16 protein-coding genes are annotated in these 20,698 nt (G+C 56.4%); 9 read left to right on the forward strand and 7 right to left on the reverse strand.

Annotated elements, in window-relative coordinates; all coding sequences use genetic code 11:
• The first annotated feature begins 143 nt into the window (after window positions 1-143).
• From tnpB to galE, 5 genes are all read left to right on the forward strand, one after another.
• Entirely contained in the window at window positions 144-473 is a 330-nt protein-coding gene (gene tnpB / locus HHL27_RS21555) for an IS66 family insertion sequence element accessory protein TnpB (RefSeq protein WP_277350597.1), read from the forward strand.
• Window positions 474-534: 61 nt separating this feature from the next.
• Window positions 535-1,575 carry an IS66 family transposase gene (tnpC, locus tag HHL27_RS21560; RefSeq protein WP_169495437.1) on the forward strand — a complete coding sequence of 347 codons (1,041 nt, stop codon included), beginning with the start codon at window positions 535-537 and terminating at the stop codon, window positions 1,573-1,575.
• A 658-nt stretch (window positions 1,576-2,233) separates the two neighbouring features.
• Entirely contained in the window at window positions 2,234-4,930 is a 2,697-nt protein-coding gene (locus HHL27_RS21565) for a type I secretion C-terminal target domain-containing protein (protein ID WP_169495438.1), read from the forward strand.
• A gap of 526 nt (window positions 4,931-5,456) precedes the next feature.
• The gene (locus tag HHL27_RS21570) at window positions 5,457-6,494 is read left to right on the forward strand and encodes an NAD-dependent epimerase/dehydratase family protein (protein ID WP_169495439.1); all 1,038 of its coding nucleotides are present in this window, start codon (window positions 5,457-5,459) and stop codon (window positions 6,492-6,494) included.
• A 105-nt stretch (window positions 6,495-6,599) separates the two neighbouring features.
• Window positions 6,600-7,604, forward strand: coding sequence for a UDP-glucose 4-epimerase GalE (galE, locus tag HHL27_RS21575; protein ID WP_169495440.1), 1,005 nt, complete (start codon window positions 6,600-6,602; stop codon window positions 7,602-7,604).
• A 528-nt stretch (window positions 7,605-8,132) separates the two neighbouring features.
• Here the strand turns inward: galE and HHL27_RS21580 are convergent.
• Both HHL27_RS21580 and HHL27_RS21585 read right to left on the reverse strand, forming a co-directional pair.
• The gene (locus HHL27_RS21580) at window positions 8,133-11,138 is read right to left on the reverse strand and encodes a family 16 glycosylhydrolase (RefSeq protein ID WP_169495441.1); all 3,006 of its coding nucleotides are present in this window, start codon (window positions 11,136-11,138) and stop codon (window positions 8,133-8,135) included.
• A 278-nt stretch (window positions 11,139-11,416) separates the two neighbouring features.
• Window positions 11,417-11,914, reverse strand: coding sequence for a PilZ domain-containing protein (locus HHL27_RS21585; protein ID WP_169495442.1), 498 nt, complete (start codon window positions 11,912-11,914; stop codon window positions 11,417-11,419).
• A gap of 365 nt (window positions 11,915-12,279) precedes the next feature.
• Between HHL27_RS21585 and HHL27_RS21590 the strand changes: the two genes are divergently transcribed.
• Window positions 12,280-12,981, forward strand: a complete 702-nt coding sequence (locus tag HHL27_RS21590; protein WP_169495443.1) for a hypothetical protein — start codon at window positions 12,280-12,282, stop codon at window positions 12,979-12,981.
• A gap of 22 nt (window positions 12,982-13,003) precedes the next feature.
• On the opposite strand, the gene HHL27_RS21595 is transcribed toward HHL27_RS21590, so the two are convergent.
• Window positions 13,004-13,684 (reverse strand): response regulator transcription factor, encoded by a 681-nt coding sequence (locus HHL27_RS21595; protein WP_169495444.1) that lies wholly within the window; start codon window positions 13,682-13,684, stop codon window positions 13,004-13,006.
• A gap of 1,044 nt (window positions 13,685-14,728) precedes the next feature.
• Between HHL27_RS21595 and HHL27_RS21600 the strand changes: the two genes are divergently transcribed.
• Complete coding sequence (locus HHL27_RS21600; RefSeq protein ID WP_169495445.1) at window positions 14,729-15,106, forward strand: hypothetical protein; 378 nt, start codon at window positions 14,729-14,731, stop codon at window positions 15,104-15,106.
• 766 nt (window positions 15,107-15,872) lie between these two features.
• A complete protein-coding gene (locus tag HHL27_RS21605; RefSeq protein WP_169495446.1) occupies window positions 15,873-17,177 on the forward strand; it encodes a UDP-glucose dehydrogenase family protein in 1,305 nt (434 codons plus the stop codon).
• 215 nt (window positions 17,178-17,392) lie between these two features.
• Here HHL27_RS21605 and HHL27_RS21610 read toward each other — a convergent pair whose 3' ends face one another.
• On the reverse strand, window positions 17,393-17,941 hold the full coding sequence (locus tag HHL27_RS21610) for a tryptophan-rich sensory protein (RefSeq protein ID WP_169495447.1): 549 nt from the start codon (window positions 17,939-17,941) through the stop codon (window positions 17,393-17,395).
• Window positions 17,942-18,220: 279 nt separating this feature from the next.
• Between HHL27_RS21610 and HHL27_RS21615 the strand changes: the two genes are divergently transcribed.
• A complete protein-coding gene (locus HHL27_RS21615; RefSeq protein ID WP_169495448.1) occupies window positions 18,221-19,579 on the forward strand; it encodes a surface lipoprotein assembly modifier in 1,359 nt (452 codons plus the stop codon).
• 174 nt (window positions 19,580-19,753) lie between these two features.
• Here HHL27_RS21615 and HHL27_RS21620 read toward each other — a convergent pair whose 3' ends face one another.
• The 3 genes from HHL27_RS21620 to HHL27_RS22290 form a co-directional block, all read right to left on the reverse strand.
• On the reverse strand, window positions 19,754-19,960 hold the full coding sequence (locus tag HHL27_RS21620; protein WP_169495449.1) for a hypothetical protein: 207 nt from the start codon (window positions 19,958-19,960) through the stop codon (window positions 19,754-19,756).
• A gap of 232 nt (window positions 19,961-20,192) precedes the next feature.
• Window positions 20,193-20,378: a hypothetical protein gene (locus tag HHL27_RS21625; protein WP_169495450.1), complete on the reverse strand. Its 186-nt coding sequence runs from the start codon at window positions 20,376-20,378 to the stop codon at window positions 20,193-20,195.
• Between the two features lie 101 nt (window positions 20,379-20,479).
• The coding region (locus tag HHL27_RS22290) for a hypothetical protein (RefSeq protein WP_206069780.1) at window positions 20,480-20,698 on the reverse strand (219 nt) is incomplete at its 5' end.

Raw genomic sequence — 20,698 nt, forward strand, 5'->3', positions numbered from 1 at the left:
CGAGTAGCATGTGAAGATCGATGCCAATTCGCTCCGGGGTTAACCCCGGAGCGAATTGGCGCTGACCTCAAACTGGGGAATTTTCATTCGGCACTTTTGGGGAGAATACATCCGGCACCGACACGCCGTCGGCAAAGATCTATCTGTCGCTGGCACCGTGCGACATGCGCAAGGGTTTTGACGGGTTGTCGGCTCAGGTCCTCAATATCCTGCAGCTTGACCCATTCTCCGGCGCCGTTTTCCTGTTCCGCGGCAAAAGGGGCGACAGGTTGAAGGCGCTGGTGTGGGACGGGACCGGCCTTTGCCTCTATGCAAAGCGCCTGGAACGCGGAAAGTTTGTCTGGCCTCGGCGCCAGGATGGAGCGGCGGCGCGGCTCTCGGGCGCGCAGCTGGCGATGTTGATCGAGGGCCTCGACTGGAGGCAAGCGATTGTTCACGACGAGGTGCTCACCCCGACCCTCGCTGAGCGATAAAGTCGCAGAGAACTGCGGTTTTGTATAGGATTGAACCGCTGCCTCGGCTATAGGCAACGGTATGCGGTTCGACCTTGATCGCCTCCCTACAGACCCGGTTCTTCTGCAGAAAATAATGCGGGAGATGGCCGAGGCTATTGAGGCGGAGCGGGCCGAGCTGAAGGCGGCGAAACAAATCGTCAAAGCCCAGAGCCTGACAATCGAGAAGCTGGAGCATCGCCTGGCCCGGCTATTGCGCGTCCAGTTCGGCCGTAGCTCGGAAAAGATCGATAGCGCGCAATTGCGCCTGATGTTCGAGGAGGTCGATACCCCGGTGCCGGCCAACGACGACTTCGCCGCAGCGGCAGAGCCGCAACCGGCACGCAAGGCTGGAACGCGGATGCCGATACCGGCGCACGTACCACGCCTGACAACGGAGCATCGCCCGGAGCCCTGTGGCTGCGGCGGCACAGAGACCGTGATCTGCGAAGACGTCACCGAAGTGCTAGATTATATGCCGGCTCTCTTCCGCGTCTTGCGCCATGTTCGCCCTCGCATCGCTTGCCGGTCTTGCGAGACGATCCGACAGGCGCCAGCCATCGACCTGCCCTTGCCCAAGGTGATGGCGAGCAGCGAGTTGCTGGCGCATCTCGTCGTCAGCCGCTTCGTCGATCATCAGCCCTGGCATCGTCAGTCGGTGATCCAGCGGCGCCAGGGTGTCAACATTGACCGCGACGTCATGGGGCGCTGGTCCCGTAAGCTGGCCTGGCTGATGGCGCCGCTTGGCGATCGCCTGCTTGCCCATGTCCTGGCCGCGCCCAAGATCCATGGCGACGAGACGCCCGTCACACTGCTGACTGGCGAGGACGGCACTCGCACCGCCTACTTCTGGGTTTATCTGCGCGATGACCGTTCGAGCGGCGACATGAGCCCGCCGGCCGCGGCGTTCCGCTTTACCACCGGTCGCGGCAGCGAGCATCCTGCAGCCCATCTTGCGGGATATGCAGGATACCTTCAGGCGGACGGCTATGCCGGCTACAACGCTCTGTACCGGGATCCCGGAACGAAGGCTCCGCGTGGCGTGACCGAGGAGTTAAGATCGATTAACTGTACGCGGAATTGACTTGGCCTTGAGTGTCCTTAACACATAGATCGCCTGGGTGAATTCCCATCGAAAAACTCGTCTCTAAAACGATTGGAATGAACTTGCTCCAGCGGGCGAACTGGATCCGCAAGGTCGAATCGATCTTTGGAGGATTGATCGCGAAAAGCGATTCGCATGCGCAAACGTGGAACTTGCCGCGACCTTGCGATGAGAAAACTTGGGAGCTCTCGCTCCTGCGACCACGCAGTCGGAGCTTGAAACGTACCGACTTGGCGATCGATCGACGGGTCTTCGCCAAATTCCTGCGAGTTCGCTCATCTCGCCCCGTCAGGAGCGGCAGCCAAATCGGCTGCTGACAGCGCCAAACCTTGCGCCTGCGGTAACTGAGTTGCGCAAGGTGCCTGAAAGCCGCGCGCTCCATAATTGCCCCATCCTGAGTAGGGCAATGAAAACACAAAGAAAAATCACTTAAAATCTCAATAACCATCTCCGTTGCAGGTTTGGTGAGGCCCCAGCTTCATCCTGACAGCAACGAACAAGATAAAACGACAGCACCACATCACATTTAAGCTCACTGAACGGATCGTATCAAAAAGGGAATGCGACATACTGCCATAAAGGCAGATCGGCGACTTGACCTGTTGAGCGAGCCTTCAAGCTTTTGAGGGAACTCCCAATGGCAGACACCGTAATTCAGATGCGTTCGGGCGCAACCGAGGCTGAAATTCAGGCTGCGCTCAACAAGCTTCCTTCGGGCGGCACTCTAGTGCTGGCAGCAAACGAAACGATCAAGATCACGAACGGTCTCTCGATCGATGCGTCGACACGGTCGATCACTCTCGATCTGAACGGCTCGACGCTCAAGCAAGCCGGCGACAGCTCGGTCGTGTGGGTCGATGGACGCATGACGACTGGGCTCGCCAGCACGATTGGCCACAACGCGGCAGGCAATGTCACGGTTACCTATGACAAGGCAAGCAACGTTCAGATCGGAGAATACGTCAAGGTTTTTGCCGACGATGCTATTCCCAACGACCAGGGCGCATCGACCAAGCTTGGCCAGGCGATGAAGGTCGTCGGGATCGATGGAAACAAGCTCGTGCTTGAAGGCACCCTGCTTTACGAGAACCTTTACAAGACAAATATCCGCGTTTCAGAGTTCCAGAGCGGCGACGTCTCGATCAAGAACGGCACGGTTCAGGGCGATCAGAGCAACCCCACCTGGAACGATCCACTTGTCTCCGTTCGCTCTACGGTCAACACCCACATCGATCACGTAACGGTGCGCGATGGTAACTCAATGGGCTTCAACTTCGTCAATACCGTCGACGCGCAGCTAACTCAGTCTGCTGCCATCAACTTGACTGATGACGCGAAGAATGGTCACTATGGCTACGGAGCCCACTCGGCGAGTTCGCTAAACACCACTGTCGATGGATTTTACGTCGAGAAGGTACGCCACGGCGTCGATGACAATGCGGTCGGCCTTGCGTCGAGCGACGTCAATCCCTCCAAGTATGGCGCTGATATTGGCCTGACGGCGCGCAACGTCGTAGCCAACGGCACGACCTCGTATGCTTTCTCATGGCATAGCGAAGGACGCGAAGGCTCTTATTCAAACTCGGTTGTCTTTAACAGCTTCGGCGTTCTGGGCGCACGCGGTACCGATAATAGCTTCACTAATGTCTCCGGCTCGGGCAATCAGCGCGGAATCCTGTTCTATGAGTACGGGGATGGTGACGGCACGCGTATCACGGTTGACAACGTTAACCTCAAGGAACTGACCGGGTACGCCTATTGGAATCAGAACAACGCCACTGGCAACGTTCTGTCCAACAGCACATTTGAAGTTGCTAGCAGCCGCTACATCATTGCTTCGAACAGCCCGACTGTGAGCCTCATCAACAATGTGGTGAAGTCCGGCGCTTTCGTGCTCGACGAAGCCATTACAGGAACGGCAAATGATGACCGGTTGCTGGGCGGTTCGGGCGTCGACACCATCTCGGGCGGCGCCGGCCGGGACTACATCTGGGGCGGCACCGGCGCAGATGTGCTGACGGGTGGCGCAGGACGTGACCGCTTTGTCTTTCTCGATGCAAGCGAAGCTGGCGACACCATTACGGACTTTACCGCAGGTGCAAATGGCGACGTGATTGATCTTTCAGCGCTTGCTTTCCGCAACGGCTGGCATGGTGACCTCTTTGGCAATGGGTACGTTCGATATGTCCAGTCCGGAAACAATACACTCGTGCAGGTCGACACAGATGGCGGCGGCGATAGCTTTACGACCTTTGCAACGTTGAGCAATGTGGCCAAGGCCAGCCTCACCGCCGCCAACATCTCAACAGAGCTCAAGGTCTCGGCATATGCTGACGCCAACCCCTCGACAGCGGACACCTCGACGTCGACGGTAACCGCTCCAAGCACCGGCAGTGTAAGCTCTAATGCATCCACGACGGGCAGCGTATCGTCACCATCGACAAGCCCTGTCGTGGTCGGTCCGATCACTTCGGCACCAGTTCCTGCGACCTCAACCAGCACTTTGCCAAATGCGTTTGCCGACCTTGTCGGCTTCACCAAGCTTCAGGCGGTTGCCAACGCCGACCTCACTGGTACCGCCAAGAATGACTTGCTCCTTGGAACTGCCGGTAACGACAAACTTCTTGGCGGTTTGGGGGATGATGTTCTCGCCGGTGGCGCCGGTGCCGACTACCTCAATGGCGGCGGCGGGACCAACACAGCTTCGTATGCCAACGCGAGCGCTGGATTGACCGTGAGCCTCGCCGATCCTTCCAAGAATACCGGAGATGCTGCTGGCGATCGCTACAGCCAGATTTCGCAAATCGTGGGCACGAGCTTCAACGACATCATCACTGGCAATGATAGCGTCAACTCTCTCTTTGGAGGAGCAGGGAACGACACAATTTACGGCCTGGACGGTGTCGATAATCTTTTTGGTGGCGCAGGCAATGATGTGCTTGATGGCGGTCTCAAGAACGACATTCTCGACGGCGGTGCCGGCAACGACCGACTGATTGGCGGCGACGGATTTGATCAGCTGACCGGTGGGGCCGGATCCGATACTTTCGTGCTCAATCCGACTTTCAAGACGTCATTTGACACGATCACGGACTTCACGATCGGGAGTGACAAGATCGGGCTCTCTGGAACCGGCATATCTTCGATCTCTAAGATTGCCTTCGTCGAGGGGGCGGCCCTCAAGGCGACCGCGGCCCAAGCTACCATTTTGTATAACCAGGCTACCGGTGCCATTCTTTATGACGCAGATGGCACAGGTTCGGCCGCTGCCGTAAAGATCGGGATGGTCACAAGCGGCCTCGACCTCCATCTGTCGGACTTCATCATCATTTAATCGCGATAAGTTTGCAACTGCTGCACTCCGAGCCGGCATCAGCCAGCCCGGAGTGCAACTAATTCCGGCTATTCGCTGACTTTTTGCCGGGTTGCGCCTGAGAGCCGGCGATGCGATCATGCAACAAACAAGCAAGCAAGTCGCACTTGGGTAGGGTTGGATAAATGAGCAGCGAAGGGGCCGCTAATCTCGGGATATTGCTGGGGTGGAAACACCAGTCTTTTGGCGGAAAACTCGTGGTCCAATTGCAGACACTCCCGCCAGGAAGAACCGCAGGAGCCGGCGTCTACGATACAAATGACATCATGATGACCCGCAACCAGGCCCTGGTGCTGGCAGAGTACCTCACGAAAATTGCCTCAGGAAGCCCAAAAACTCCGAGAGAGGGAGTGTGGAAGCGACTGTTCCGCCGTATTTAGCGCCATCTGGTGCTGCACAATTATCGCCGGCTGATCGAAAGAAAAGTAACCCACCCTTAGCAAACGACCGCTAAGCGAGAACCCAGCGTTTGTTTTGGAAGATTCAAGTGGCGATACTCGTGACCGGCAACGCCGGCTTCATCGGCTTTCACACCGCCAAGACCTTGCTCGAACGCGGCGACGATGTCGTCGGGCTCGACGTGGTGAACGACTACTACGATCCCGCGATCAAGGAAGCGCGCCTGCGCATCCTCGAGGAAACGGCGCGGCGCACCAATGCGTCCTACACCTTCGTGCGCGCCAATCTCGCCGATCGGGCGGTGGTCGAAGACACCTTCGCCCGCAACGATATCCGCAAGGTGGTCAATCTCGCGGCGCAGGCCGGAGTGCGTTATTCGATCGAGAACCCGCACGCCTATGTCGAAAGCAACATCGTCGGCTTCACCAACATCCTCGAAGCCTGTCGCCATGGCAGGGTAGAACACCTCGTCTATGCCTCGACCAGCTCGGTCTACGGCGCGAACAAGGCGATGCCGTTCAGCGAGCACGTCGGGGTCGACCATCCGCTGCAGTTCTACGCCGCGACCAAGAAGGCGAACGAGCTGATGGCGCATAGCTACAGCCATCTCTACCGCCTGCCCACAACGGGCCTGCGCTTCTTCACGGTTTATGGACCGTGGGGGCGGCCGGACATGGCGCTGTTCCTGTTTGCCAGGAACATCATCGCGGGCAAGCCGATCGATGTGTTCAACTATGGCAACCACACCCGCGATTTCACCTTCGTTACCGACATCGTCGAAGGCGTGATCCGGGCGCTGGACAAGCCGGCGCAGCCCGATCCGGCGTGGGATGCCCACAATCCTGATCCGGCCACGAGCAATGCGCCCTACCGGATCTACAACATCGGCAACAACGCACCGGTCAAGCTGACCGAATATATCGAGGCGCTGGAAGAGGCGATCGGCCGCAAGGCGGAGCGCAACCTGCTGCCGCTTCAGGCGGGCGACGTTCCCGATACCTTTGCCGACGTTTCCGACCTGGAGCGCGATCTGGGCTACAAGCCGCGCACCAGCGTGCGCGACGGCGTTGCCGCCTTCGTCGACTGGTATCAGCAGTACATGCTAGCAAGCGACAGAATACAATAAAGGATTACCTTCACATCCCGCCGCTTGATTTAGTGGTTGAACTCGCCTGATCCTTGGTTTTCAAGGCTTCACTTTAAGATCTTCGCTAGGAATACGGGGTTTGCCATGACAGTACCAGTCCTTGTTACAGGCGGCGCAGGCTATATCGGCAGCCACGCGGTCCTCGCCCTCAAGGATGCCGGCTGGCCGGTCGCCGTGATCGACAATCTGACCACCGGCTTCCGCTTCGCCATACCCGACGGCATTCCGCTTTACGAGGGCGACATCGAGGATGGCGCGCTGCTTGCACGGATCTTTGCCGAGCAGGGCACGCGGGCCGTGATGCATTTCGCCGGCTCGATCATCGTTCCTGAATCGGTCGAGAACCCGCTCAAGTACTATCACAACAACACCGCCAAGAGCCGCGCGCTGATCGACGCGGCGGTAAGCGGAGGCTTGAAGCACTTCATCTTCTCGTCGACCGCGGCGACCTACGGCATCCCCGAAGTCTCGCCGGTGACCGAGGACAGCCCCAAGCAGCCGATCAATCCCTACGGCATGTCCAAGCTGATGACCGAGATCATGCTGGCGGATACGGCCAGGGCCCATCCGCTGAACTTCTGCGCGCTGCGCTACTTCAACGTTGCCGGAGCAGACCCGCAGGCCCGGACGGGCCAGTCCACGGCAGGCGCAACACACCTGATCAAGGTCGCGGTGGAAGCGGCTCTGGGCAAGCGCGACAGCGTCGGCGTGTTCGGCACCGACTACGCCACGCCCGATGGCACCGGGGTGCGCGACTACATCCACGTGTCGGACCTTGCCGCGGCGCACGTGCTGGCGCTGGAAGGGCTGATCGAACAGCCCGAACGCTCGCTCACCATGAATTGCGGCTATGGTCGGGGCTTTTCGGTGCTCGAAGTGCTCGACGCGGTCGATCGCGTCACCAACCGCACGATCGACCGCCGCATGGAAGGCCGCCGCGCGGGTGATCCCGATTCGCTGATCTCGGACAACCGGCGGATCAGGGAAACGCTGCCGTGGGTGCCGCAGTATGCCGATCTCGAGACGATCGTGACGCACGCGCTCGCCTGGGAGCGCAAGCTGACCGAAATGCAGCCTAACACAAACTAACGGCTACCTCTTATCTTTCGGATGCACGAAAGCTGGCCTTGTTGCGGGAATTGAGAGTTCGACGGCTTGCTCCCATAAGGGAAAAGTAAAAAATCGTCTCAATTCCGATGTGCGGAAAAAGTTCCAGATTCAGTGCAAACTTTCTAATATTTTCATTGGATTGGGGTGATGCTGCACCTGCGCAAAACGGCGTTTTTGGCGGTTGCGCACTGGTTGGAACGTTCCACCGGGAACATTTCTCCCTATTGACCATAATTACGAATGACGATTACGTCCCAATCTAGAACAGAATTGGAGAGGGTCGATGTACGCTACGCAGGACACTTTGTCCGCCTCTAAACTGCGCCGCCTGGCCGCTGCTGGCGGGCTGACAAGCATCGCGTTTTGGGTCGCTCTTGCGGAGTTTGCCACGCGGCTCTGACGCTCGATTTGACATCGCTGCCAACAATCTTTGCCCAGGATTCCGTTGCAGAGGATCTGAAAGCACTCGGCCTCCCACTGATGCCGTAGCGTCAGTGGGAGCACGCGTTAGATAAAGACAAAGTCGCCAATCGAGAGGTTCGTGACGCCTGTCAGCTGGATTGTTTCTGTGGCGAATCCAAGTTCGATGCCAGAATGAATGACGTAGCTGTCGCTAAGGCCGACTTGGGTGATAAATGCGCCAGTCCCGTATCCGACGAGGCGCAGGATGTCTCCGCCTGCAACACCAGCACCCTGGAAATCTTTAACGACGTCCCCCTGCGCCTCTCCGGCACGGAACTGAAACGTGTCGTTCCCCTGACCGCCGGTTAGAGTATCAGCCCCCCCTCGCCCATCTAGAACATTAGCACCAGCATTGCCGACCAGCGAATTGGCAAGCATATTTCCGGTGGCGTCGATAGCCTTGCTCGTGCTGAGTTGGATGGCTTCGACATTGTCACTCGCCGTGAATGTGACTTGCGAGAGGATCCGGTCATAGCCTTCGCCAGCATTCTCGATCACGATATCACCTGCATTGTCGACGACATAAGTGTCGTTTCCGGCTCGACCGACCATAAGGTCAGCCCCGCCTTGTCCGTCAATGCGATCAACCCCCGCTCCACCGGTAATGGTATTGGCTGCAGCGTTCCCCGTCCCGGTGAAAGCCTTCATCCCGGTATAGACTAGGTTTTCTAGGTTCGCCGCAAGTTTGTAGGATGACAGCGTTGTTTCGATAGTGTCGTTACCGTTTGCGGCATCCTCAACAGCCAAATCACCGATATTGTCGATGACATATGTATCATCGCCCGCGCCGCCAGCTAGCGTGTCAGCTCCGCTGCCGCCAACGAGCCTGTTGTTTAGCGAGTTGCCGGTACCGGCGAAATTACCAGCCCCTTGATAGACTAGATTTTCAACATTGGCTCCCAACGTGTACGTGGCAAGTGTCGTTCGGACTGTGTCTGTACCTTCGTTGGCAAGCTCAGTGACCGTATCTGCCGCAACATCGACGATATAAGTGTCATCGCCGAGGCCACCTGACATACGGTCCTTGCCCGCGCCGCCATCCAAATAGTCGTTTCCGGCATTGCCCTGCAAATTGTCGAGGCCAAGCCCGCCAATCAGGGTGTCATCACCGTCGTCGCCCTTGAGAAGATCTGCGCCATCGCCGCCATAGATAACATCGTTGCCGCCATTGCCACGGACCGTGTCATCGCCTCCGCCAGCTTCGATGGTGTCGTCCCCGTCGCCACCGTTGACCAGATCGGAAGCTAAGCCGCCTTTGATCCAATCCTTTCCGGCACCGCCATTCAGCGTATTGCCAAAATCACCCCCCTGTAGGAAATTGTCTTCGCCGTTGCCAGTACCGCTGAAATAACCTGTCCCGGTGAAAACCAGATTTTCGACGTTGATACCCAATGTATAGTTGGCCAGAGCTGTCTGGACGGTATCGATGCCGTTGTTTCCACCTTCGCTGATCTTTTCGCTGGTCGAGCCAATGATGTAAGTATCGTCACCGAAACCACCATCGAGGAGGTCGTTGCCCCCCCCACCGATGAGCGTGTCATTGCCGGCCAGACCGTACAGCCTGTCGTCGCCAAGTCCGCCGTTCAACGTATCGCCCAGGCTGGTGCCGTAAAGCTTATCCGCACCGTCAGTGCCGGTCTTGTTGACGGCGACACCTTTTTCGACGGTATTATCGCTTGCGTACACCCGTATGTAGTCGATCTGCATCGTCGCCGGAAACGGAGTCGATGCATCAGGTACCCCGGCCCAGGGCCCGCCTCCACCTAAACTGGCGATCAGATACATCGGCACATCCATGCCTGGCCACGTCGGCTGAGTCCGAACGGCAACTCCATCGATGTACCACGTCAGGAAGTCGGGCTCCCAATCCAGGCCATAAGTGTGAAACTCACTCGTGGCAGTGGGAACATTGTATTGCTTTGCATGCGAGATATGTTGTCCGGAATCGGTGGCGTGTCCAACGGTGATGACGTTGTTGGGATCATTGCCCTTCTGCTCGACAATATCGAGCTCAGGTGGCCAGACACCATCCGCCCCTAGCAACCAAAAGGCGTCATGGAGCCCCTGCCCCTCCGGAAGTTTGGCCCGGATCTCGAAATAGCCATATGTCTGGCTGAAGGTCGCCAAAGAGTTGATCATGCCGGAGGAATAATCATACCCGTAAATTTTGCTTTGCTCGGAGAGAGGAACCTTGTCCATCGTGATGGAGAGCACCCCGTCCTTGATCGAAAACGGGTTCATCCCGATCGGTTGGCCGTAAGTACCGGTGTCCTCCGGATACGTAAAATACTGCACCGACCCGTGATCAGGAGTGGTATGTGCGGCCAGTCCAGACCTCGAGAAGAGTGGATACCATGTCCCCGTGCTGCCAGTTCCAGTATTTAGGCTAAACGAATTGAATTCATCGGCAAACGTCAAACGGTAATTGGCTAAATTATTGGCCAAGACAAAATCCCGCGCACTGAAAGCATCGACTTGCGCATTCTTAATCGTGACCGTACCAGCAGCGCCAAGGGACAGAAGCACATCACTGCCGACTTGCGTTAAAGCAGCACGAACCTGGTCGAACGAACTGAAACCGCCTATGGCGCGGAGATCAAAATAATCTCCACTCTGGAAATCCATGATTGTGTCGTTCCCAGCGACAACGAACATATCATTGCCGCCACCGCCCGTGAGCTCGTCGGCCCCCAGGCCGCCATCGATAATGTTCTTGCCGCTATTGCCGACAATCACATTATCAAGAGCGTTACCCGTCGCGCCTACGGACAAAGATCCTGTAAGAGAAAGATTTTCCACATTGCTTGGGAGTGCGTAAAACCAGTCCGACCGAACCGTGTCGGTTCCTTCCCCAGCATTTTCAGTAATTCGGTCTTTGGAAGAGAGAACAATATAGGTGTCGTCGCCCAAGCCACCGGACATGAAGCTTTCGCTCGATCCGACCTTGCCAAAAAAGGTCCTGATCTGATCGTTGCCGTCCGTGCCGGTCAAAACTTCGGAAAAACTACCAGCGTTGATAAAATTTGTGGGGGCAGCTGACAACGGCAACATCGCGACGCTCCTGGCGATCGGTTCGAATCGCCGGACATTACGCAATGAAAATCAAAAGTAAACGAAGTCCTGCGCCTTACGCGAATAGGCTATCAACGCTGCAAAAAAGCAATCGTTGTCCATCGACAGCTTTTCAGCATGGATGAGCCGGGTCGCCACAACGGGCCGCAATAGATTATGTTCCGGCGTCGGGGACCGAGAAAGAGTTTTTTGGAGTAGATTTACGCTGAAACGTGATTAAATTGCGACAATCTGTGCTTTGCACATTTTGTCAATGTTCAGAGCGCCAAATGTCCAATGAGCGGCGCTGCGATCAGCGCCCACAGAAATGCACTGCTCCCGAGAAGGATGCCGATGCGCGCGCGCGGGCTCAGTTTCTCAATTTCGGGTTCCTGTGCGGCTCCAGTGTCAAGATCCCACTGGTTGACCAGCTCTCCACTCACCGTCGATCCAGGCTCTGCGCGAAGGAGAGACGCGCTGATCGTCTTTCGGCTCAGCGGCTCGTCGAACTGGCAACCGGCATAGTTGCCGCTGGCCCAGACGGCAGTGGCGCGGGTTAGCCCACTTTCTGGCAGATCTACCGTAACCGCGCTCCCTGCTTGCAAAGGTGAGGACACTTCCAACAGCATCCCGCTCTCCGACAGGTCAAGCAGGGTTCCCATTTGCAGTTCAGTGCTCGTCTGCACCACCACTGTCAGCAGTTTGAGTGGCCTACGGATAGAGACCCGATCGTCGAGGTCTTCAGTCTTCGAAAAGGTCTGCGCGAGGTCATTCATCGGGATGCTCCTTAGGGCTCACCATCGCGCAAAATCGTTAACAGCTCGTTTGCACCAAGAGCCTTTCTTTCTGCCAACAATACGCCGGGGATCGGCTCCCGCGTCTTAACAACTTAAGGAGGGTTGCTACGTATCGAGCCATGCTCGGAAAAGGACGTCGTCCACGTCGGCATTGCGTCCGTCATACGATAGGGTGTGCCTCAAAGGCGCCCGACGTTGACCGAGGGCTGTCTTGATGGCGACACCCCTCCTCTTGACATTGGCTCGCCAACAAGAAACCCTGCGTTCGCATAATGACGTCACGGGAGAGGCGGCCGGCCTGCAGGGTCAGATTGAGCGATGTTTAATCGCGCAAGGGGGACCGAATGAAATTGCGGGTGCTGGAGCAGATCGAACCGATCGAGGGTAAAGCCGTCCGTACAGCATGCGGCTATGGCTGTGTTCGTTGCGGTTGCAACATCGTTCAGTACTGCGAGCTCTCCCATGACACCCTTGCACAAAATCGTTTTCTAGCCTGTCCCGAGTGCCTTAAGGTTCTTAGGGGACTAGTTAAGGACCCGCCGGTCCTGGAACGGGTCATCAAGCACCCTATAGCCATACAACCGGAGTTTAATCGCAAGGGCTTATCATATCTGGGGGGCATGCGGCTGCCCGATATCTTGCTTCCCGGAGGCATCGTGCTTCACTCAACCCCGATACCTGTCGTTCTTAATGGCTATCCAATACTGCGCGTAGACATGCCTGAGGTGTCAGGAGGGCCTTTTCAACTCACGCTACGTTTGAATGGAATGGATGGTCAGATTTTCAAGATTGTCGACCAAAACCTATGGCGCGGAAACGACGAATGGAGATTCGAACGTATTGGTGATGCCTATTTCATCGAAAATGCTATTAGCGCCGACCGAATAAATTTCGGAATACATGGTGGTTCAGAGATAGAAATCTATGAACTTCAGGCTTGTGGGGGCGAGCGGCGGCTGACGATCAATAGCTCAGGTATTGACGTGGATGGAGCACCGTTCATCTTTCAAAAGACATCAGACCGTATGGTCGGGATTTCGGCTTAGTAGTGCGAGCTGGGTCAGCGCGTTACAAGCTTGCCCAGATCCGCACCGCATCGATCGGATTCTTTAAGCCATATTTGCGCATTGCGCTGCGACGGTAATACTCAACGGTTCTCCGACTGATGCCTAACGCAACAGACATTTCTCGATTGCTGAATCCTATACCGACCATTTCCGCCACGGCTCGCTCGCGTTCAGTCAGGGTCTGCGATAACCCATGCTGTGAAATTTGAGTTTGCAATCGCCGCGCCACTCTGATCCAGCTCTGCACTGTCGACGACAAGGCCGCAATGCTCCTCGGCCATGACAGATAATCAAGCGCGCCAGACCTCATTGCCGCGACGGCGGCCTCGAGCGTGGCATTGCGCGAGAATATCACGCACCTCATATGCGGTAGGCGTTCGTGCAAGCGCTGAATGATTTCGGCGATGCATTGATTTTTATCTGCGTGCGCTAGCAAGATCAATGTACAGTATTTGGGATCTTTCAAAAAATCTTCGACTGAAGAGTACATATTCAAGGTGCAGTTAAGATCGCGCGCAATTTCGCAAAAAACTCTTTGGCTTGACCACTCATCGTCGATCAAGACGAGGTCAATGCCAGCTATTCTGGCCGGATTGACCCCATCAACACCTGTCACTAAAGTGTTTGCGGTGCCAGAGCCGCCCCGGCATTGAATTACCCTCACTGGCTGATGCTGCCCCATCGTGCCATCAACACCCCACGACCTAACTCCCAATTGGCATAATCACGTTACGTAACATACGTCCTGAATCGTTTGAGTCCACACTGCTTGAAAGTCCAAACTTTAGCAGCATGACCCGATTTTCGCCGTTTCATACCATAGGCAGCGAAGTCAAATTTTCCGGCTCACAGGTGAGCGCCTCGTGAATGGGGTATCACCGCCAATAGGCTCGCTGCGGTCGGGTAAAGGCATCGCACGTAATGACCGTCGGGGTGGCCTTGCGCAGCCCTTGGCCGACGACGGTTTCGCACAGCCTGGACTTTATGTGGCGAATTGACCGGAAAGCCTCGACGTCGCAACACTGCAGCTTCGGGTCACACGGCCGATACAGGACGCCACCTGTTTGAGAATCATAAGCAATTCATTTGACGCCGACGCCCGAGACCAAGCCTAGCCACACGGAGAGCCAATCGCTGCGTCCCAGCGTCTGCTAGGCCAACCGGTTATCGCGTTGAGATATCTCACAAACGTTATCCCAAGTGCCACGCGATCAAGAGGCGACATACGTTCCCTCGCCCCCTGGGGCCCAACCTTCGCGCTGGAAGGGGGCGTTTTCGACCTCGTGCAGCCGCTCTTTGCTAGATCTCTTCAAATGGAACTTTTGTGGACGGCAACGATGACGACCACCACGACAAGAGCGCATTAGCTTCGAGCGCAAGCCCTTGCGCCTCTCCCGCTCACTGTGCCGTCCCGCGGAAAGAGTGGCAGTCCAAAACTGATTTCGAAGGGCTCACGCTCGCTCAGCAAATCGATCCAACGAATCCGGCCAAGCGCGCGCCGCATGCTTTGGAACCTGCGGCCAGCTATGGCGTAGAGTCTGACACGCTCGCGGTTGGACAACATCGTAGAATTTTTCGAGGCTGCCATTGTTCGTTCACCGAGCATAAATCAAACTTTGATTAAGTGCCCTATAAGTAAATTGTCATTATGCGCTCTCTAGAAACACCCTGTCCTATGTTTGGATTGTGGTCTGATCTCGTCCCGTATATTTCTTAGGGAGTTTTTATGAATAAGTTTGTAGCGATGGGAATGGCGGTCGCGCTTTCAGCGACCACAAGTCCAGCCTTTGCTCAATCGTCGGCGGTTGATCGTGCTAATGAGCGCGCTAACGATTCGATTGCTTATCGTAATGCGCATTGCCCACCAGGTCGCGGAGATGCCTGTGCACGCGCCAACGCGCGAGAGTACCGGTCAATTCAATATCGCAGTGAGCACGCCACTCGATATCAGCGCGACCGTCATGCCGCTGAAGAAAGGGCGAACCAGCGCAATCGGGATAGCATCGTCTATCGCAATGCGCATTGCGCAGATCGTGACCGTGCCGCGTGCGCCCGTGCAAACGAAAAGGATCTTGGTGCCATCCGCTATCGCAAACGTCACTGATGGCGCCACCAGAGTCTAACGCTTTGCACTTGGCAACTTGAACCAACAAGCTGTCGGTAACATCTCTGAAGAATGACATCCGAATCGGTCTATAATTGTCCCGAAGTTGAACATCGGTTGGTGAGTTACTGATCGACTGTTCAGCAAGCTTGGGCTAAACATGTCGTCGCCATCTAGGCGCCTTGGATCCAAGGTGGGGCGTGTCGCTACGGTTACGAACTGCGTAACCGAACGGCACGCCCTTTTAATATGTTGCTGTGACAAGATTTCTTGATGTATTTTCGTGACTTAATAGGCTCGGAAGTATGCATTTGTCACTGACATCAACGAGATGACATCGCTGACTGTGATCGCGTAATCTGTGTCGGGTTTTGCAGCATACGCAGTTGGCAAATCTCTCCATTCCCCTGTACGGCTTCCGTGGACATTACGCCTTCTGCCTCCCTTGCGTGCTATCTGGCAGGAACAAGCACGCTCGTAGGTCCATCGCGGCTGAGCAGCTTGGGATAGCCGTGACTACAAATGCTGACCCATAACGCGCAATTGGCGAGATACTGCCGGTGGTGCTTTTGACATATACACCTAATCAGCACCTGAAGTCACAACTATAAAAACACTCGAATCTCTATCTGCGACGGCAAGGAATTTTGCTGCGGCGCAACAAAGAGGGCTTGTGGCATGGATTGGTGTTTGGCACATATCGACCATTGCTAAGTCGTCTTTCACGCCTTGGCGTTGTCTGATGGTTTCAGAAAAAGGTATTTCGATGAAGATCGTGATGGTTGGGTCGGGCTATGTCGGCCTCGTATCCGGGGCTTGCCTTGCCGACTTCGGCCACGACGTGGTTTGCATCGACAAGGACGCGGGCAAGATCGAGCGTCTCCATCAGGGCATCATGCCGATCTACGAGCCGGGCCTTGCCGAGCTCGTCGCCTCGAACGTCAAGGCCGGCCGCCTGTCCTTTTCGACCGACCTTTCGAGCGCGATCGACGGCGCGCAGGCGATCTTCATCGCCGTTGGCACGCCATCGCGGCGTGGCGATGGCCATGCCGATCTGACCTATGTCTATGCCGTTGCGCAGGAAGTTGCCGAGAACCTCAAGACTCCGGCGGTGGTCGTGACCAAGTCGACGGTGCCTGTCGGCACCGGGGACGAAGTGGAACGGATCATTCGCGATTCGGGCACAGCCACGCAGTTCGCGGTCGTGTCCAACCCCGAATTCCTGCGCGAAGGCGCCGCCATCGGCGATTTCAAGCGGCCGGATCGCATCGTCATCGGGGCCGAGGACGAATGGGCGCGTAGCGTGATGAGCGAAGTCTATCGCCCCCTGTTCCTCAACAAGGCGCCGATCCTGTTCACCAGCCGCCGCAGTTCGGAACTGATCAAGTACGCCGCCAACGCGTTCCTGGCCACGAAGATCACTTTCATCAACGAGATGGCTGACCTGTGCGAAAAGGTCGGCGGCGATGTGCAGGACGTGGCGCGCGGCATCGGCCTTGACGGGCGCATCGGGTCGAAGTTCCTGCACGCGGGCCCCGGGTATGGCGGCTCGTGCTTCCCCAAGGACACGCTGGCGCTGCTGAAGACCGCCGAGGACTACAACAGCCCGGTGCGGATCGTGGAAGCGGTCGTACACGTGAACGATTCGCGCAAGCGCGCGATGGGGCGCAAAGTAATCGAGGCCTTGGGCGGGGATGCGCGCGGCAAGCGCATCGCGCTGCTGGGCCTGACCTTCAAGCCGAACACCGACGACATGCGCGATGCGCCTTCGATCGCGATCGTCCAGGCGCTGCAGGACGCGGGCGCGGATGTCGTGGCGTATGATCCGGAAGGCATGGAAATCGCCGCGCCCATGCTGCCCAACGTGACCATGGCGAAGGGCACCTACGATGCCGTCGCGGGCGCCGATGCGGTGGTGCTGGTGACCGAATGGGATGCTTTCCGCGGGATCGATCTCGATCGCGTCGGCCAGCTTGCCCGGGGCAAGGTGCTGGTCGACTTGCGCAACGTGTTCAACCCGGCCGAAGTGCGGGCAGCCGGCTTCACCTATTCAAGCGTCGGCCGTCCCTGATCGGCTTTACAATTTGCCTTATCTAAATTGCTATCAGGCACAAACTGCATGAGTGCCCTTCGGCGTATAGCCTTGAGAACCGTGGCCATAATTGCTATAATTAGCAATTATGGCAGAGACCAAGGCAGCCCGGAATTTAATTCCGGGTTTTGCCTTATCTTGGCGAAAGTCAATTCGCTCACAGTAAACAACAAAAAACGCACTCAATCGTGCATCTAGATAGAAAGACGTAATTGTGCTGCGTGATGGAGGTCACTTTGGCGTGGTGGCTGTTCAGCAATCCACAAAATAAAACAATGCGCACAGAGCCATAGCAGACTGGGGGCGAGCAGGATCCCAGCAACTACTCTCACGCTCGCAGCAATCCCAGCTGAAACACAGACCGCTACGGTTGCCACAACTACTGCAGCGATGGCGCTGACATTACCAGCGCTTGTGCTCATCACAGCGATAAGCAGAAGATTTGCAAGCGATGCCAGCGCCAGACAAGCAAGAGCCAGACGCCGGCGCCGTGCGCCTCGGGACGAGAACACGATTGCTGAAGCGCAGCCTGCCAAGAGCGACGTCGCAAACCAGCCCATACAATACACTGCAGGACCAGGGTAAAGATCCGGTTTCGTCGCCAGATCGAACCAGGCGCCCTTGCCCGTTGCAAGCGCAAGCTGCGCTGCAAAAAAGAACACGCCTCCAAATGACGCACCAAAAAAGAGCATCGCCCGTATCGTGCCACTCACAAGCTGATCACGAGAAGCTATGTAATTCATATACTTACTGAACCCCGATTGGACGCGAGCCAACTTTCGTACGATGGCAAGTCCTTTGGGACGCTTGCAAGCCAGTAAAGAATAATATGCTCAACTTATTTGAAAGCCGCTTGCTTGGACTGCAATTGGCTTGCCCTGAAGACCAAGATATCCTCATCTGAGCTGGGCACGATTCCTCCGGGGCTCACCGACTTCAAAATATCCGAGCTCGCACTCCAATCAATCATCTAAAGCGGCAACGATCTTTCAATGCCGACGTGGTAAGGCGGGAAAGTGAACATGAGATTCTTCTGCCCCCTCCCGCCCTACAGCATTCTTGTGATCTGGGCCCTTGTGCTCTTACCAGCGCACGCTGCGGCCCAAACTATTCCAGATCAAGGTCCGCAGCCTATCTCCACTCGTCAGTTTAGCGCGCCGCAAATGTTCGATCTTGCTACTAGGGCGGAAGGTGATCAGGATGTGCTGGGCGCCGAGAAGATCTATCGTGCGCTGAGCGAGGATCCCGATCTCGAAATACGAACGGAGGCAAGGTTTCGGCTCGCCATGCTGTTGGCGGATCGACAGCATCGCTATCAGGAGGCGGCAGTGCTGTTTCGCCGTATTCTTGACGACAAACCAGGCGCTTCGCGGGTCCGCTTAGAGCTAGCCCGGATGCAAGCTACTTTGGGCAACTCAGCCGCAGCTCGCAAGGAGCTTCGCGCGGCCCAGGCGGGCGGTCTGCCGACAAACGTAGCTCAGTTGGTCCGTTTCTATGCGCGCGCGCTGAGCGCCCGCAAGCCTGTTGGAGGTTCATTCGAAGTCGGACTTGCGCCAGACAGCAACATCAATCGAGCTACTCGTTCAGACACCCTTGGTACCGTTCTTGGTAACCTCACTCTCAACGAAAACGCCAAAGCGAAATCCGGCGTCGGCTTGAACCTTCAAGGCCAGATCTATGGTCGTATCGCCTTATCTGCTACGACAGACATTCTCGTTAGAGCTTCCGGCGCATCAAGCCTTTACCGCCAAGGCGAATACAACGATATCAATGTCTCCGTACAAGCTGGTCCCCAGTTCAATTGGTCGGGAAACCAAATTGCCGTCTATGCTGGACCAGGTTGGCGCTGGTATGGACATGCCTTGTTCACCCAAACAGTCGGAGCCGGAGCGAATTGGCAAAAGGGCGTAGGTAAGCGAGCCCAACTGCGGCTCGACTTGAGCGTCAATCATGTTGATAATAGGCGCAACTCGCTTCAATCGGCAACCGATCTTGCCGCATCCGTTGGCCTTGATCGGGCCGTGTCAGCGCGAGCAGGCGTAGGCTTCCAAACCTTTGGACTGCGAGAATTGGCAAAAGACCCAGGATATTCCCAAGCTGTCCTTGGTACCACCATGTATGGTTTCCGCGAGTTTGGACAAACCACGGTGCTCTTGTCCCTTGGCTATCATCATCTTCGCAGCGACGCCCGCTTGGCACTTTATCCCAAACGCCGAGAGGAAAACAAAGTCTCGGCCACACTTGCTGGTACTCTTCGCGCCTTGCGCGTGGGGTCATTCGCGCCCGTAGTCCGGCTGAAATGGGAGCGTAATTCCTCGACTATTGCCATCTACAGCTTTAGTCGCCTTTCAGCCGAATTTGGTGTGACATCAGCTTTCTGAAGTATGACCAGGGCTGCGTTGTAGCATAGTGATGGACAATCATGATCGCCTTGCCCGCCCGGGCGAGGCAGATGAAATAACAGCCATGTCCAGCGCACGCAAAGTAAGCGGCAAGATCCGCGTGTCGTGTTGCCTGGCGCACCAGGACCTTTCGACCAGCAGCTTTGCCAAACCTCAATGGTGATACGGCAGTCCGTCAAACCTTGAAATCTGCTGCTCTTCAATAGACGCGTTGAACGCATCGAGCGCCATTTCAAGATAAGCCGAGGCGACTTCAAACCCATTGCGGTCCAAGGCGTCGCGTGAAACTTCGAGCAAGTGTCGAAGACCCTTCTCTGGCGAACCATGCGAAAATGCGACAATTTCAATGGCGGACTTCAATGTGGTCTCCATGCGACGGACGGCAACATCTGTCAGTCATAAGCCACTATCCTGTCCTTTTCCTGAAGCTCTACGCTGTCAGGGCTGCGAAGAACCCCGCATGATCTCCGTCCTTTTTCGCAAGGATTCTAGTGCCTTGCCCAACCCCAAGGCTCGGTCGAGCCGCAGGCCACAAGGCCCGAGACAGAGTTTTGCAGTCTTTCAACTCTAGCCGACCACCAGCAATGTGGCGTCAACCAGCACCGCCCCTTTCCTGATAGCCTTCGCGCCAGCCATCTTCTGACCCCGCGAGCGAGTCCAGAGATTGGCTGACGTAAGCGGCCGCAGCAAAAGCACCCAAGTTTTCGAGCGCCAGCGCTGCCGCCTCAAGGGCAGCCACAATTTCAAGGATTTCCGGCGACTGAGCGTTGTCTTTCATTGCTGCCTGCAGGTGCGCGCCATCGACCAGTTATGCCGCAGACCGCAGCACCCCTGCGGATTGGGCCATAAGCTCCTCTTCGGCCTTAAAACATTTCTCGATCAGGTCGATTCCGCGCCGGTCAATCCTAATCCAAAAACGTCGACCGTCAGTCGGATCGGGCTTACGCACAATGACGCCCTTTGTCGCAAGTACATTAACAGGCCGCTGAAAAAGGGCTTGGCTATCGGGCCATGAGATGATTCATCGAGGCAGGACGCGATGAACGAGGCCGATGGATGCGCGGGACGGACGAACGATCGGGCGAACTGTTTTCCTAC

Source organism: Novosphingobium olei (assembly GCF_012927405.1).
GTDB lineage: Bacteria > Pseudomonadota > Alphaproteobacteria > Sphingomonadales > Sphingomonadaceae > Novosphingobium > Novosphingobium olei.

What these genes read in the sequence shown, in the direction of transcription:
- tnpC (WP_169495437.1), top strand. Translation starts at nt 535, where the DNA reads ATGCGGTTCGACCTTGATCGCCTCCCTACAGACCCGGTTCTTCTGCAG.
- HHL27_RS21565 (WP_169495438.1), top strand. Translation starts at nt 2,234, where the DNA reads ATGGCAGACACCGTAATTCAGATGCGTTCGGGCGCAACCGAGGCTGAA.
- galE (WP_169495440.1), top strand. Translation starts at nt 6,600, where the DNA reads ATGACAGTACCAGTCCTTGTTACAGGCGGCGCAGGCTATATCGGCAGC.
- HHL27_RS21580 (WP_169495441.1), bottom strand. Translation starts at nt 11,138, where the DNA reads ATGTTGCCGTTGTCAGCTGCCCCCACAAATTTTATCAACGCTGGTAGT.
- HHL27_RS21585 (WP_169495442.1), bottom strand. Translation starts at nt 11,914, where the DNA reads ATGAATGACCTCGCGCAGACCTTTTCGAAGACTGAAGACCTCGACGAT.
- HHL27_RS21590 (WP_169495443.1), top strand. Translation starts at nt 12,280, where the DNA reads ATGAAATTGCGGGTGCTGGAGCAGATCGAACCGATCGAGGGTAAAGCC.
- HHL27_RS21595 (WP_169495444.1), bottom strand. Translation starts at nt 13,684, where the DNA reads ATGGGGCAGCATCAGCCAGTGAGGGTAATTCAATGCCGGGGCGGCTCT.
- HHL27_RS21600 (WP_169495445.1), top strand. Translation starts at nt 14,729, where the DNA reads ATGAATAAGTTTGTAGCGATGGGAATGGCGGTCGCGCTTTCAGCGACC.
- HHL27_RS21605 (WP_169495446.1), top strand. Translation starts at nt 15,873, where the DNA reads ATGAAGATCGTGATGGTTGGGTCGGGCTATGTCGGCCTCGTATCCGGG.
- HHL27_RS21610 (WP_169495447.1), bottom strand. Translation starts at nt 17,941, where the DNA reads ATGAATTACATAGCTTCTCGTGATCAGCTTGTGAGTGGCACGATACGG.
- HHL27_RS21615 (WP_169495448.1), top strand. Translation starts at nt 18,221, where the DNA reads ATGAGATTCTTCTGCCCCCTCCCGCCCTACAGCATTCTTGTGATCTGG.
- HHL27_RS21625 (WP_169495450.1), bottom strand. Translation starts at nt 20,378, where the DNA reads ATGAAAGACAACGCTCAGTCGCCGGAAATCCTTGAAATTGTGGCTGCC.